The sequence below is a fragment of the Pseudomonas protegens genome, assembly GCF_003363755.1.
In the GTDB taxonomy this organism is placed as follows: domain Bacteria; phylum Pseudomonadota; class Gammaproteobacteria; order Pseudomonadales; family Pseudomonadaceae; genus Aquipseudomonas; species Aquipseudomonas danubii.
Genome location: NZ_CP031396.1, coordinates 2051236 through 2064751 on the forward strand (window position 1 = coordinate 2051236; position 13516 = coordinate 2064751).

The 13516-nt window shown below is 61.1% G+C and carries 14 protein-coding genes; 9 read left to right on the forward strand and 5 right to left on the reverse strand.

All coding sequences use genetic code 11. The features are described 5' to 3' along the window. Nucleotides 1–7: 7 nt before the first annotated feature. Nucleotides 8–739, reverse strand: coding sequence for a HugZ family protein (locus tag DWF74_RS08900; RefSeq protein ID WP_102860495.1), 732 nt, complete (start codon nt 737–739; stop codon nt 8–10). A gap of 165 nt (nt 740–904) precedes the next feature. Here DWF74_RS08900 and DWF74_RS08905 point away from each other — a divergent pair, with 165 nt between their 5' ends. Beyond that, nucleotides 905–1663, forward strand: coding sequence for an SDR family oxidoreductase (locus DWF74_RS08905; RefSeq protein ID WP_115580783.1), 759 nt, complete (start codon nt 905–907; stop codon nt 1661–1663). Between the two features lie 78 nt (nt 1664–1741). On the opposite strand, the gene apbC is transcribed toward DWF74_RS08905, so the two are convergent. Beyond that, nucleotides 1742–2836 (reverse strand): iron-sulfur cluster carrier protein ApbC, encoded by a 1095-nt coding sequence (gene apbC, locus DWF74_RS08910; RefSeq protein WP_047305860.1) that lies wholly within the window; start codon nt 2834–2836, stop codon nt 1742–1744. 162 nt (nt 2837–2998) lie between these two features. On the opposite strand from apbC, the gene metG reads away from it, so the two are divergent. The 8 genes from metG (at nt 2999) to DWF74_RS08950 (ending at nt 10071) form a co-directional block, all read left to right on the forward strand. After that, a complete protein-coding gene (metG, locus tag DWF74_RS08915; protein ID WP_115580784.1) occupies nt 2999–5050 on the forward strand; it encodes a methionine--tRNA ligase in 2052 nt (683 codons plus the stop codon). A 128-nt stretch (nt 5051–5178) separates the two neighbouring features. After that, entirely contained in the window at nt 5179–5760 is a 582-nt protein-coding gene (locus DWF74_RS08920; RefSeq protein ID WP_115580785.1) for an Rnf-Nqr domain containing protein, read from the forward strand. Then, nucleotides 5757–6962 (forward strand): electron transport complex subunit RsxB, encoded by a 1206-nt coding sequence (gene rsxB / locus DWF74_RS08925; RefSeq protein WP_115580786.1) that lies wholly within the window; start codon nt 5757–5759, stop codon nt 6960–6962. The genes DWF74_RS08920 and rsxB overlap by 4 nt, the downstream gene beginning before the upstream one ends. Further along, nucleotides 6949–7935, forward strand: a complete 987-nt coding sequence (locus tag DWF74_RS08930; protein WP_115580787.1) for an RnfABCDGE type electron transport complex subunit D — start codon at nt 6949–6951, stop codon at nt 7933–7935. The genes rsxB and DWF74_RS08930 overlap by 14 nt, the downstream gene beginning before the upstream one ends. A gap of 2 nt (nt 7936–7937) precedes the next feature. Continuing rightward, nucleotides 7938–8549, forward strand: a complete 612-nt coding sequence (locus DWF74_RS08935; protein ID WP_102860489.1) for an RnfABCDGE type electron transport complex subunit G — start codon at nt 7938–7940, stop codon at nt 8547–8549. Further along, a complete protein-coding gene (locus DWF74_RS08940; RefSeq protein ID WP_115580788.1) occupies nt 8542–9138 on the forward strand; it encodes an Rnf-Nqr domain containing protein in 597 nt (198 codons plus the stop codon). The genes DWF74_RS08935 and DWF74_RS08940 overlap by 8 nt, the downstream gene beginning before the upstream one ends. A gap of 7 nt (nt 9139–9145) precedes the next feature. Beyond that, complete coding sequence (gene nth, locus DWF74_RS08945; protein ID WP_060840796.1) at nt 9146–9784, forward strand: endonuclease III; 639 nt, start codon at nt 9146–9148, stop codon at nt 9782–9784. A 107-nt stretch (nt 9785–9891) separates the two neighbouring features. After that, nucleotides 9892–10071, forward strand: coding sequence for a PA3496 family putative envelope integrity protein (locus tag DWF74_RS08950; RefSeq protein ID WP_102860487.1), 180 nt, complete (start codon nt 9892–9894; stop codon nt 10069–10071). A gap of 138 nt (nt 10072–10209) precedes the next feature. Here the strand turns inward: DWF74_RS08950 and DWF74_RS08955 are convergent, their stop codons facing one another. The 3 genes from DWF74_RS08955 to DWF74_RS08965 form a co-directional block, all read right to left on the reverse strand. Further along, nucleotides 10210–10836: a response regulator transcription factor gene (locus DWF74_RS08955; protein WP_102860486.1), complete on the reverse strand. Its 627-nt coding sequence runs from the start codon at nt 10834–10836 to the stop codon at nt 10210–10212. A 378-nt stretch (nt 10837–11214) separates the two neighbouring features. Then, nucleotides 11215–12432 carry an argininosuccinate synthase gene (locus DWF74_RS08960; RefSeq protein WP_102880745.1) on the reverse strand — a complete coding sequence of 406 codons (1218 nt, stop codon included), beginning with the start codon at nt 12430–12432 and terminating at the stop codon, nt 11215–11217. Between the two features lie 129 nt (nt 12433–12561). Continuing rightward, on the reverse strand, nt 12562–13476 hold the full coding sequence (locus DWF74_RS08965) for a flagellar protein MotY (RefSeq protein WP_102860484.1): 915 nt from the start codon (nt 13474–13476) through the stop codon (nt 12562–12564). Nucleotides 13477–13516 lie beyond the last annotated feature (40 nt).

Below are 13516 nucleotides of genomic sequence, written 5' to 3' on the forward strand. Positions count from 1 at the left end.
CGTGAATTCAAGCACCCGGTGCCGGATTTTTCGGCCATTGATCGGCGTGGGCCAGAAAAACCAGGGCTTCGCGCACTTGTGTCGGCGTGTTGCAAAGGCTTGGAAATGGCAGCCAGTAAAGAGCCTGGCCAATGCGCAGGTGCATGCCTTCACTGTCGATTCCGGCCAGTTGCGCGGGCTCGCTGTGCGGCAGTCCGGCCAACTCCACATAGTGGGCAATAGCTTTGGCGTGGTCGCTGTTCATATGCTCCACCATGCTCAGCTCGGCCTTGCCGGCGAACGGGTTGGCCAGGGCCACTTGATCCACCCAGTGAATGGCGCCGAAACCGCCGATATAGCGGTGACGCACGGGCTTGAGCACCCAGAAATCGAAGTCATGGGCCTTATGGTAGTTCTGGGATTCAGGGAAATAGCGGTAGTAGCGCTCGGCGGCGGCCTCGATGGCGTCCTGGTCCTCAAGCTTCTCGGCTTCGGCCAGGTAGGTCAGGCGCCCCACTGCTTGCACGTCGTCGGCATCGCGCTCGCCCACCAGCAGCGAACACTTGGAATCCTTCTGCAGATTGTGGGTGTGCTGGGCAATGCGGCTGATAAGAATCAGCGGTCGCCCCTCGGCATCCAGGCAATAAGGCACTACGGACCCAAAGGGAAAACCCGGCATGGCCTTGGAGTGCGTCGACAACACGCCGCGGTATTCCTTGAGCAGCAATTCTCGTGCATTCTTGGCAGCTTCAACGCTCACTTTATGACTCCTTCTTTAGAATCCGTCGAAAACGGACGGGCGCCTGGAGCATTGTTCCAGCTACGCCAACGGGGCAATTCTCTTCTGCAGCCAGGCCAGGTCCGGCAGCCAGCCGAGGTTCCCCCAAAAGGACCACCCCTCAAGACCTGCTAGCGGGACATGCGAATGCAACTCACTGACAAAGTAATCATTATCACCGGCGGTTGCCAAGGTCTGGGCCGCTCCATGGCCGAGTATTTCGCCGCCAAGGGCGCACGGCTGGCCCTGGTGGACCTGAACCAGGAAAAACTCGACCAGGCGGTCGCGGCCTGCAAGGCCCATGGCGTAGAAGCCCGAGCCTATCTGTGCAACGTCGCCAATGAAGAACAGGTCAACCATATAGTGGCCCAGGTCGCCGAGGACTTCGGCGCCATCCACGGCCTGATCAACAATGCCGGGATCCTGCGCGACGGCCTGCTGGTCAAGGTCAAGGACGGCGAGATGACCAAGATGAGCCTGGCCCAGTGGCAGGCAGTGATCGACGTCAACCTGACCGGGGTATTCCTCTGCACCCGTGAAGTGGCGGCAAAAATGATCGAGCTGAACAACAGCGGCGCGATCATCAACATCTCGTCAATCTCGCGCGCTGGCAACATCGGCCAGACCAACTATTCCGCGGCCAAGGCCGGGGTCGCGGCGGCCACCGTGACCTGGGCCAAGGAACTGGCGCGCTATGGCATCCGCGTGGCCGGTATTGCCCCGGGCTTTATCGAAACCGAGATGACCTTGGGCATGAAGCCTGAAGCCCTCGAGAAGATGACCTCGGGGATTCCCCTCAAGCGCATGGGCAAGCCGGAAGAGATCGCCCACTCGGCGGCGTACATCTTCGAGAACGACTATTACACCGGACGCATCCTGGAAATGGACGGCGGCCTGCGAGTCTGAGCCCCCAAGAAAAAGCCCGATGTTTGCACATCGGGCTTTTTCTTGGGGGGTGCCGGCACCTATAAGAAGCGCGGCGATTCAGTCATCGCTGACAGTGATGCTGGGCATCGCCGGCGCCGCGGCTTCCTGCAACACGATGCGCGCGCCGACATGCCGCGCCAGTTCCTGATAGACCATGGCGATCTGGCTTTCAGGCTCGGCGATCACCGTCGGCTTGCCACCATCGGCCTGTTCGCGGATCAGCATCGACAACGGCAACGAAGCCAGCAGTTCAACATCGTACTGACTGGCCAGCTTCTCGCCACCGCCTTCGCCAAACAGATGCTCGGCATGGCCACAGTTCGAGCAGATGTGCACCGCCATGTTCTCCACCACGCCCAGCACCGGGATGTTGACCTTGCGGAACATCTCCACGCCCTTGCGCGCATCCAGCAACGCCAGGTCCTGCGGCGTGGTGACGATCACGGCACCGGCCACCGGGACTTTCTGCGCCAGGGTCAGTTGGATATCGCCAGTGCCCGGCGGCATGTCGATCACCAGGTAATCGAGATTGCCCCAGTCGGTCTGGGTCACCAGTTGCAGCAAGGCGCCGGAGACCATCGGGCCGCGCCAGACCATCGGCGTGTTGTCGTCGGTGAGGAAAGCCATGGACATGACCTCGACCCCATGGGACTCGATGGGCACGAACCACTTCTGGTCCTTGATCTTCGGCCGGGTGCCTTCGGCAATGCCGAACATGATGCCCTGGCTCGGACCATAGATATCAGCGTCGAGAATCCCCACCTTGGCGCCTTCCCGGGCCAGGGCCAGGGCCAGGTTGGCCGCGGTGGTGGACTTGCCCACGCCGCCCTTGCCGGACGCCACCGCCACCACATTCTTGACGTTGGCCAGGCCCGGGATCTGCGCCTGGGCCTTGTGCGCGGCGATCACGCTGGTGATCTCGACCTTGGCCGAGCTCACACCGTCCAGGCCCTCGATGGCCAGTTGCAGCATCTGCGCCCAGCCGCTCTTGAACAGGCCGGCGGCATAACCCAGTTCCATGCGGACCGTGACCCGGTCGCCCTGGACGTCGATGTCGCGCACGCAGCCGGCGCTGACCGGGTCCTGGTTCAGGTAAGGGTCGGTGTATTGGCGAAGGACGGCTTCCACCGCTGCGCGATTGACGGCGCTCATGGGCAACTCCGATAACAAGACTGGAAAATCAGGCGGCTATCCTACGCCGCCGACTCCTTCGTGGCGAGAAAGCTTGCTGTGCACAATGTACCCGGAAGGGTGAAAAATCCGCGCTGGCGCTTTATAGTGGCCGACCTCCGTTTCATCAAGTAGCCGAGCCCCATGTCCGAGCCACGCAAGATCCTCGTCACCAGCGCCCTGCCCTATGCCAATGGTTCCATCCACCTTGGCCACATGCTTGAGTACATCCAGACCGACATGTGGGTGCGCTTCCAGAAGCATCGCGGCAACCAATGCATCTATGTTTGCGCCGACGACGCACACGGCTCGGCCATCATGCTGCGCGCGGAAAAGGAAGGCATCACCCCGGAGCAACTGATCGCCAACGTCCAGGCCGAACACAGCGCCGACTTTGCCGACTTCCTGGTGGACTTCGACAACTTCCACTCGACCCACGCCGAGGAAAACCGTGAGCTGTCGAGCCAGATCTACCTCAAGCTGCGGGACGCCGGGCACATCGCCACGCGCTCCATCACGCAGTATTTCGACCCGGAAAAGAAAATGTTCCTGGCCGACCGCTTCATCAAGGGCACCTGCCCGAAGTGCGGCACTGAGGACCAGTACGGCGACAACTGCGAAAAATGCGGCGCCACCTACGCCCCGACCGACCTGAAAGATCCAAAATCGGCGATCTCCGGCGCCACCCCGGTGCTCAAGGATTCCCAGCACTTCTTCTTCAAGCTGCCGGACTTCCAGCAGATGCTGCAAAGCTGGACCCGCAGCGGCACCCTGCAAGACGCCGTGGCCAACAAGATCGCCGAATGGCTGGATGCCGGCCTGCAGCAGTGGGACATCTCCCGCGACGCGCCGTACTTCGGCTTCGAGATCCCGGACGAGCCGGGCAAGTACTTCTACGTGTGGCTGGACGCGCCAATCGGCTACATGGCCAGCTTCAAGAACCTCTGCGCCCGTCGTCCTGAGCTGGATTTCGACGCGTTCTGGGGCAAGGACTCCACCGCCGAGCTGTACCACTTCATCGGCAAGGACATCGTCAACTTCCACGCCCTGTTCTGGCCCGCCATGCTCGAAGGCGCCGGCTACCGCAAGCCGAGCGGCATCAACGTCCACGGCTACCTGACGGTCAATGGCCAGAAGATGTCCAAGTCCCGGGGCACCTTCATCAAGGCCCGCACCTACCTGGAGCACCTGTCGCCGGAATACCTGCGCTACTACTACGCCTCCAAGCTGGGCCGTGGTGTCGACGATCTGGACCTGAACCTCGAAGACTTCGTACAGAAGGTCAACTCCGACCTGGTGGGCAAGGTGGTGAACATCGCCAGCCGTTGCGCCGGCTTCATCCACAAGGGCAATGCCGGGCTGATGGTCGACAGCAATGCCGCTCCCGAGCTGACCGAGGCCTTCCTGGCTGCCGCGCCAAGCATCGCCGACGCTTATGAAGCCCGCGACTTTGCCCGTGCCATGCGCGAAATCATGGCCCTGGCCGACCGCGCCAACGCCTGGATCGCCGACAAGGCCCCATGGTCGCTGAACAAGCAGGAAGGCAAGCAAGCCGAGGTGCAGGCCATCTGCGCCACCGGTATCAACCTGTTCCGCCAGCTGGTGATTTTCCTCAAGCCGGTGCTGCCGCTGCTGGCCGCCGATGCCGAGGCGTTCCTCAACGTTGCACCGCTGACCTGGAACGATCACCTGCACCTGCTGGCCAACCATCAACTCAACGAATTCAAGCCGCTGATGACGCGGATCGACCCGGTAAAAGTACAAGCCATGACCGACGCCTCGAAAGAAGACCTGACCGCCAGCCAGACCGACACCGGCGCAGCCGCGCCAGCAGGCAACGGCGAACTGGCCAAGGATCCGCTGTCGCCGGAAATCGACTTCGACACCTTCGCCGCCATCGACCTGCGCGTCGCCTTGATCGTCAAGGCCGAAGCCGTGGAAGGTGCCGACAAGCTGCTGCGCCTGACCCTGGATATCGGTGACGAGCAGCGCAACGTGTTCTCCGGAATCAAGAGCGCCTACCCGGATCCGTCCAAGCTCGATGGTCGCCTGACCATGATGATCGCCAACCTCAAGCCGCGGAAAATGAAATTCGGCATCTCCGAGGGCATGGTGATGGCCGCCGGCCCTGGCGGTGAAGAAATCTACCTGCTGAGCCCGGACAGCGGCGCCAAGCCGGGCCAGCGGATCAAGTAAGGCTGCAGGCTGGACCCCGTCCCCCCGTTGTGCCCGGCGCAACGGGGGGATTTGCATATCTGGCGGCCCTGCGCCCGCGCCGGAGTTTGCCTACTCTTGAGAGACCGCCTGCCCGTACCGGCCCAACCATGACCCACTTCCTCCTCGCCCTTGTCAGCACCGCCCTGATCAACAACTTCGTGTTGCAGTGGCCGCTGGGCGTCGATCCGCTGCTGCAGGCCCCAGCCGATAGCACTCGGCAGCGGATTCACGCGCTGGGCCTGGCGACCACGGTCCTGATGCTGGTCAGCTGCGTGCTCGGCCATGTCCTTTATCGTGGTGCGCTGCTGCCTTGGGGGCTGGAATCCTTGCAGTTGTTTCTCTGGCTGCCCCTGAGCGTGCTGCTGATCAAACCGCTATTGCGGTTGCTATCCCGGGCCTTGCCCAATGTTCCATTCGACGGCCTTTGGCCGCTACTGCTGGGCAATGCCAGTGCGCTCGGCCTGCTGCTGATCGCCACTGGGGAAAACCTCGGGCTGGCGACCCTCAGCGCCATGAGCCTGGGGGCCGGACTGGGCTTCTGGCTGGTACTGAGCCTGTTCAGCGATCTGCGCCAGCGTATCTCCAACAACGATATTCCCCTGCCCTGGCGCGGCCTGCCGATCGACCTGATCAGCGCCGGCCTGCTGGCAGTAGCGTTTTTCGGCTTCAACGGACTGATCAAAACATGAGTCTGATTCAACGCATCGATGCCCTCCTGCCCCAGACCCAGTGCGGCAAGTGCGGCCACCCCGGATGCAAACCCTACGCCCAGGGCATCGCCAACGGCGAGGCCATCAACAAGTGTCCACCCGGCGGCGAGGAAACCATCGCCGGCCTGGCGCAACTCCTGCAGCTACCGGTGCTGGAGCTGGATCGCAGCCGCGGCGAAGCTCCGGCCCAGATCGCTTATATTCGCGAGGCAGAATGCATCGGCTGCACCAAATGCATCCAGGCCTGTCCAGTGGACGCCATCGTCGGCGCGGCCAAATTGATGCATACCGTGCTGGTCGACGAATGCACCGGCTGTGACCTGTGCGTGGCGCCCTGTCCGGTGGACTGTATCGATATGCTGCCGCTGCCCGAGAGCAAGGTGGTACCGATCGTCGGCGGCCAGGCCACCAGCCCCGAGCAGGTGCAAGCCCGGAGCCGCAAGCGCGAGCAGGCGCGACGACGCTTCGAACAACGCAACGAACGCTTGCAACGGGAAGAAGCCCGGCGCCTGGCCGAGCGCCAGGCCCGCGCACAACGAGCCGCGCAAACCACTGACAACAGCCAGAACCCGGTGCAGGCCGCCATCGAACGGGTCCGTGCGCAGAAGGCCGCGGCGGCCGATGCAGCACTGAAGAAAGCCAAGATCGAGCTGGCCATGAGCCGGGCCCAGTTGCACAAGTCGCTCAAGGCATTCGGCCATCCGCCGACCTTCGAGCAGCAAATGCAATTGATCGTCCTGCAGCGTCAGTTCGAAACCGCCGAGCAGGCCTTGGCCCAGCTGGAGTCCCAGGCGCCCCCTGCTCCGCCGCCAGAGGCCAAGGATGCTGAGCTCAAGCGCGCGAAGATCCAGTTGGCGACGCGCCGCGCCGAACTGAAGAAAGCTCAGGCGGCTGAAGCGTCCAGTGCTGAACTGGAAACCCTGAGCGCAGCCCTGGCGGCGGCCGAACAGGCCCTGCATGCGGCCGAGGACGCCAGTGCGAAACCGGCGCCGACACTGACTCGCATCGAAAAACGCCCGATCGATCCACAGCTGCGGCAATTGAAAACCGAACTGGCCTACGCCCGCGCCGATCTGAACAAACTACAGCGCCAGCCCGACACCCGAGCAGAACAGCTGGCCCAGGCTCAGGCACGCTTGCACGAGGCCGAGCGCCAGGTGAAGGCCCATGCTGATAGCTGACGGCGTCGACCAACGCCTGCGCCAGGCCATGCAGCGAGTGCTGCTGGCCACGCTGCCGGGCCTGTTGGTGATGCTGTGGCTGTACGGATGGGGCGTGCTGCTCAATCTGCTGCTGACCGTCAGCGGCGCCCTGGCCATGGAAGCCCTGGTCCTGTACCTCAGAAGACGCCCGCTGCCGCCCAACCTAGGCGATGGCAGTGCCTTGGTCAGCGCCACGCTACTGGCCCTGGCCTTGCCAGCTTACTGCCCCTGGTGGCTGCCGCTGAGCGCGGCCGCCGCCGCCATTGTCCTGGGCAAGCACTTATACGGCGGTGTGGGCCAGAACCCGTTCAATCCGGCCATGCTCGGCTACGCCCTGGCCTTGTTGTGTTTTCCCCAGTCGATGACCCATTGGCCTGCGCCCCACGCCATGGACTTGCTCGGTGGCCTGCAACAGGTATTCGGTGTCGCGGACGGCCTGCATGCGGACGCCTGGGCTCAAGCCACGGCACTGGACAGCCTGCGGATCAACAAGAGCCTGACCCTCGACGAACTCTTTGCCGGCAACCGCGCTTTCGGTCACTTCGGCGGCCGTGGCGCCGAATGGATCAGCCTGGGGTTTCTTGCCGGGGGGCTGTTTCTGCTGCAGCAACGGGTCATCAGTTGGCAGGCGCCCGTGGGCATGCTGGGTAGCCTCTTTGTCATCAGCCTGCTGTGCTGGAACGGCTCGGGCTCCGACTCCCATGGCTCACCGCTGTTTCACCTGCTCAGCGGCGCCAGCATGCTGGGCGCATTCTTTATCGTAACCGAACCGGTGTCCGGCCCCAAGGCAGCGAAAGCCAGGCTGCTGTTCGGCGTCGGCGTCGGCCTGCTGACCTACCTGATCCGCACCTGGGGCGGCTACCCCGACGGCGTTGCCTTCGCCGTACTGCTGATGAATCTGGCGGTACCGGGGCTGGAACGCCTGTGCCTCTCGGAACAGGAGAAAGCTTGAGCATGAAGAGCGCGCGAGGTCTGCTCCTGCTGGTGCTGCTCGGCGTTCTCGGCGTGGGCGCCACTCTGTGGCTGCAATACGCTGGCGCACCGCGCATCGCCGCCGAGCAACGGGCGTTGCAGGCCCGCAAGTTACTCGACCTGCTGCCTGCAGCAAGCTACGACAACCAGCCACTGGAGCAACCACTGCCCTTGAGGGATGTGCAACTGGACAACAGCCGCTTGCTGGATGGCTACCTGGCCACCCGCGCGGGTCAGCCCAGTGCCGTGCTGCTACGCACTCGAGTGAACGGTTACGCGGGCCCCATCGAGCTGCTGATCGCCATCGACAGCCATGGCCGCCTGCTGGGCAGCAAGACGCTCAAGCAGGATGAAACCCCAGGCCTGGGAGGCCGCATCGCCGAACAGCCCAACGCCTGGCTGCAGGGGTTTTCCGGCACATCCCGCACGTCCCCGGACGATGCTGCCTGGGCCCTGAAAAAGGACAATGGCCAGTTCGATCAGATCGCCGGCGCCACCATCACCTCCCGCGCGGTGATCAGCGCCCTGCACGATGCCCTGCGCTACTTCGATGAGCATCGTCAGCAACTGCTTTCGGGAGCCGCCGATGAGTAAGCCACTGTCATTGCCGGGCCTGCTGATGCTGACGCCGTTGATCGGGGCCACGGATTCCTGGGTCAAGGCCCTGGGCCTGGCTCTGGCGTCCACGCTGCTGATCGGGACCTTCGGGGCCGGCATGGGCCTGCTGCGGCCACACTTGCAAAGCCGTCAGCAGTGGCTGGCCAGCCTGTTGCTCGCCGCCACTCTCGGCAGTTGGCTGTGGCTGGCGGTGCAAGCCTGGAGTTATGAGTTACACCAGCAGTTGAGCCTGTACCTGGGCCTGCTGCCCCTGCAATGCGTGATATTGGAACAGGCGGGCTTCTTCCAGCACCGCGACCGGCTACGCCTAACTGCAGGTTTCTGTGGCGCGCTGGCGCTGCTGGGCGCGCTGCGCGAATTGCTGGGCACCGGCGCCCTGGGCAGCCATCTAGGCTGGCTCGCCGGCCTGCCCGGTGATAGCGCCGGTTGGGTGTTGCTGCCCCAAGGCGGATTGCGCCTGCTGACTCTGGCCCCTGGGGGTTTTATCCTGCTTGGCCTGCTGCTGGCGGCAAAGCGGGCCTGGACCACCTCTTCATCCTTCAACCGACCGTCTTCGAGGAAATGAACCACCGATGAATGCCGCCAAACGCCTGGAAATATTTCGCCGACTTCACGAAGACAACCCCGAACCAAAAACCGAACTGGCCTACTCCTCGCCGTTCGAGTTGCTGATCGCGGTGATTCTTTCGGCGCAATCGACCGACGTCGGGGTCAACAAGGCGACCGCCAAACTCTTCCCCGTGGCCAATACACCGGCAGCTATCCATGCACTGGGGGTCGAGGGACTGTCCGAATACATCAAGACCATTGGCCTGTACAACAGCAAGGCCAAGAACGTCATCGAGACCTGCCGCCTGCTGGTGGAACGCCACAACAGTGAAGTGCCACAGACCCGGGAGGAGCTGGAAGCCTTGCCCGGCGTCGGCCGCAAGACCGCCAACGTGGTCCTCAACACCGCTTTCCGGCAATTGACCATGGCTGTGGACACCCACATCTTCCGGGTCAGCAACCGCACCGGGCTGGCCCCGGGCAAGAATGTAGTGGAAGTGGAAAAAAAACTGCTGAAGTTTGTACCCAAGGAGTTTCTGCTGGACTCCCATCACTGGCTGATCCTTCACGGTCGCTACGTCTGCCTGGCCCGTAAGCCACGTTGCGGTAGCTGTCGAATCGAAGACCTGTGCGAGTACAAGCAAAAGACTTCTGACGATTGAGGCAGCATTGATTTTGTTGATGAGTCGATTGAAAAAATCTTTTTTACCCGCCAGGAGAATATCGATATAAGGAGCGCCAATGGCAGTCTTAGCCTGGAGTTGACCTTATGAGCACTGGCAAAGAACAACTGGACGTGGAAGAAGACTTCATCGCAGCAGACACAGACGATGCTGAACCGGTGGTCGAGGTGGCGAAAACCAATCTGAGCAAGCGCAGAACCATCGACAATCTTCTGGAAGAACGACGGCTGCAGAAACAACTGGCCGATTACGACTTTGACCTCTAGTCACAAAAGAACCTCCAGACGGAGGTTTTTTTGTGCCTCTCTCGCCCTGAAACTCGACCGGTCAGCCCCTCGGCATGACCGGTCCGTTCCTAATTAACAGATTGTTCCATTCAAGGCTGTCGCTTCAGTCACCCACACTCATACCAACTGATGGCGCTGGGCAAATTCGATCAGGTCAACCAATGAACGAGCATTGAGCTTGGCCAACAACCGCCGCTTGTAAGTGCTGACGGTCTTGTTGCTCAAACACAAGCCCTCGGCGATTTCCTTGTTACTCATGCCATTGGTGAGCTGCTTCAATACGATCAACTCACGCCCTGAAAGAAGCTCGATCATTTCTTCCTCGCTGCTGATGCCCTGACTGGAACGAAAGGTGTGCAACGCCTCGTTGGGAAAGTAGCTGTAACCTGCCAGCACCGCCCGCACCGCACTGATCAGTTCGGTAATGTCCTGCTGCTTGCACACGTAGCCGGCGGCCCCGGCCTGCATGCAACGCATGGAAAAGGGTCCGGGAACTTGCAGAGTCAACACTAGAATCTTGATCGGCATGCCTCTGGACATCAGGCGGGTTATAACTTCAAGCCCATCAAGTTGTGGGATACCAATATCCAAAATCAAAATATCGGGAACATATTCAAGAGCCAACTTTAAAGCATCCGTGCCGTTATCTGCTTCTGCTACTACTTCAAAACCATGGCGTTCCATCAACATGCGCACAGCCAGGCGAATAACAGGATGATCATCCACGATCAATACTCTTTTCATAGGTCCATCCAAGTCCTTAGAGTTTTTTAGAGCCCGCACAATACCCCAGAGAATTGACTCTGACACCGTGCTACCAGGGGCTACGACCCTACGAGGACGATCCTTACAAACAATACCGATTTACCTTACAAAAAAATTTAGATAAAGGTCGCTTAACTGGAAAAGCGCTTAAGATTAATCGCTAGAGCAGCTACTTTTCGTACTAAAAGACACATCATCAGGCAGCACTTTCAGCAGCGAGAGGGTGATTAACAAACTGCACTCAATAGCACTTCTTCGTTCAATCAACTGCCCTACTCAGCCTCTGCCCGTAGGCACCATTAATCAGAAGCAAAAAAAACCCCGCTTATCGCGGGGTTCTTTTAGCAACTCAAGGTATCAGACCAGAGTCCGCCCCTTGTTTGCAGCGATGCGCATGCGCAATGCGTTGAGCTTGATAAAGCCTGCTGCGTCCGCCTGGTTGTAAGCACCGCCGTCTTCTTCGAAGGTGGCGATGTTGGCGTCGAACAGCGACTCATCGGACTTGCGGCCGGTAACGATCACGTTGCCCTTGTACAGCTTCAGGCGCACTACACCGTTCACGTGGGCCTGGGAGGCGTCGATCATCTGTTGCAGCATCAGACGCTCAGGACTCCACCAGTAGCCGGTGTAGATCAGGCTGGCGTACTTGGGCATCAACTCGTCTTTGAGGTGAGCCACTTCGCGGTCCAGGGTAATGGACTCGATGGCGCGGTGGGCGCGCAGCATGATGGTGCCACCCGGGGTCTCGTAGCAGCCACGGGACTTCATGCCCACGTAACGGTTCTCGACGATGTCCAGACGACCGATGCCGTGTTCACCACCGATGCGGTTCAGGGTCGCCAGCACGGTAGCCGGAGTCATTTCCACACCGTCGATGGCGACGATGTCACCGTTGCGGTAGGTCAGCTCCAGGTATTGCGGGGTGTCAGGAGCCTTCTCCGGGGAGACGGTCCAGCGCCACATGTCTTCTTCGTGCTCGGTCCAGGTGTCTTCCAGCACGCCGCCTTCATAGGAAATGTGCAGCAGGTTGGCATCCATCGAGTACGGCGACTTCTTCTTGCCGTGACGCTCGATCGGGATACCGTGCTTCTCGGCGTAGTCCATCAGTTTCTCGCGGGACAGCAGGTCCCACTCACGCCAAGGGGCGATCACTTTGACCCCTGGCTTGAGGGCATAGGCGCCCAGCTCGAAACGCACCTGATCGTTGCCCTTGCCGGTGGCGCCATGGGAAATGGCATCCGCGCCAGTCTCGTTGGCGATTTCGATCAAACGCTTGGCGATCAACGGACGAGCGATGGAAGTACCCAGCAGGTACTCGCCTTCGTAGACGGTGTTGGCGCGGAACATCGGGAAAACGAAATCACGCACGAACTCTTCGCGCAGATCGTCGATGTAGATCTCTTTGACGCCCATGGCTTGCGCCTTGGCGCGGGCCGGCTCGACCTCTTCGCCTTGGCCCAGGTCAGCAGTGAAAGTCACTACTTCACAGTTGTAAGTATCCTGCAGCCACTTGAGGATCACCGAAGTGTCCAGGCCGCCCGAATACGCCAGAACGACCTTGTTTACGTCCGCCATGCCATCACTCCACGGGGTTGTACGGAAAGCCGTCGAGTCTACCGATCCACGAGGATAATTTACAGAGGCGCGACAGCTTATGACGACCAAGCGACAGATTATGTCGAGCGCGCGACGACGACAGCCGTATCAGGAAGTCGCCGCAGCGCTGGAACCGGAGGTGGCCTGAGGCGCCGGAGCCGGTTTTTCGGTGGGGGCGACCCGTTCCAGATGCACATTGACCCGGCGATTCTTCGCTCGGTTGGCAGGATTGGTGTTGGGAGCCAGGGGATAACGCTCACCATGGAAGCGCACCACAATCTGGTTTTCCGCCAAACCGTTGGCCTTGAAGAACTCCATCACCGCCAAGGCCCGGCGGCGGGACAGGTCGCGGTTGGTCAAGCGATTGCCGCTATTGTCAGAGTGGCCATCCAGTTCGACGTGATTGACCGTCGGATCGGCCTTGATGAAATCCACCATCACCTGCAACTTCGCCTTGGCCCGAGCATCGAGTTCGATACCGCCGCCCGGGAACCCGATCTCGCCCTGCTTCACCTGTTCGTAGTTCATCGGCAGCAGTTTGGTCATGCAGCTTTGATAGTCGCTGTAGGCCTTGCTGAATTTCACCGGAAGCAGGCGCACCTCGGAAACCCCACCCTCGCGGGAAAAATGCCGGACCACCGGACTACGCCCTTCCAGCAAACCGATGATCAGGCGACCGGCCTGCATCTGATTGCTGTTGTACAGCACCCCATCCGTGCCGGCCTTGACCGCCCCGAGGTTGATGTCGCCACGCCCCGGCTGCCAGGGCGCCGCGGCCGCAAGCAGCGTCGCCGAGCCACCTGCCTGCATCGGGTTGAAACTCTTGAGGCGAAAAATCGCCTGCTCACCGGCGCGGCGAACGAATTCGCCGGAACCGAAATCGGTGACGGGCTGGATCAAGCGGCACTCGAATTTGTCACCTTCGACCGTCCACTCAATGCTCTCCAGACGGGTCTGGAAAGTGAGAGCCATCGCGGGCAGGCTGGCAAACACACTGAGCAAGGCTAGATAACGCTGGCGCACGGGAGGCTCCACTGACGTGTACAACAGAAAAATCGACAGG

What these genes read in the sequence shown, in the direction of transcription:
- DWF74_RS08905 (WP_115580783.1), top strand. Translation starts at nt 905, where the DNA reads ATGCAACTCACTGACAAAGTAATCATTATCACCGGCGGTTGCCAAGGT.
- apbC (WP_047305860.1), bottom strand. Translation starts at nt 2,836, where the DNA reads ATGAGCGCCGTCAATCGCGCAGCGGTGGAAGCCGTCCTTCGCCAATAC.
- metG (WP_115580784.1), top strand. Translation starts at nt 2,999, where the DNA reads ATGTCCGAGCCACGCAAGATCCTCGTCACCAGCGCCCTGCCCTATGCC.
- DWF74_RS08920 (WP_115580785.1), top strand. Translation starts at nt 5,179, where the DNA reads ATGACCCACTTCCTCCTCGCCCTTGTCAGCACCGCCCTGATCAACAAC.
- rsxB (WP_115580786.1), top strand. Translation starts at nt 5,757, where the DNA reads ATGAGTCTGATTCAACGCATCGATGCCCTCCTGCCCCAGACCCAGTGC.
- DWF74_RS08930 (WP_115580787.1), top strand. Translation starts at nt 6,949, where the DNA reads ATGCTGATAGCTGACGGCGTCGACCAACGCCTGCGCCAGGCCATGCAG.
- DWF74_RS08935 (WP_102860489.1), top strand. Translation starts at nt 7,938, where the DNA reads ATGAAGAGCGCGCGAGGTCTGCTCCTGCTGGTGCTGCTCGGCGTTCTC.
- DWF74_RS08940 (WP_115580788.1), top strand. Translation starts at nt 8,542, where the DNA reads ATGAGTAAGCCACTGTCATTGCCGGGCCTGCTGATGCTGACGCCGTTG.
- nth (WP_060840796.1), top strand. Translation starts at nt 9,146, where the DNA reads ATGAATGCCGCCAAACGCCTGGAAATATTTCGCCGACTTCACGAAGAC.
- DWF74_RS08950 (WP_102860487.1), top strand. Translation starts at nt 9,892, where the DNA reads ATGAGCACTGGCAAAGAACAACTGGACGTGGAAGAAGACTTCATCGCA.
- DWF74_RS08955 (WP_102860486.1), bottom strand. Translation starts at nt 10,836, where the DNA reads ATGAAAAGAGTATTGATCGTGGATGATCATCCTGTTATTCGCCTGGCT.
- DWF74_RS08960 (WP_102880745.1), bottom strand. Translation starts at nt 12,432, where the DNA reads ATGGCGGACGTAAACAAGGTCGTTCTGGCGTATTCGGGCGGCCTGGAC.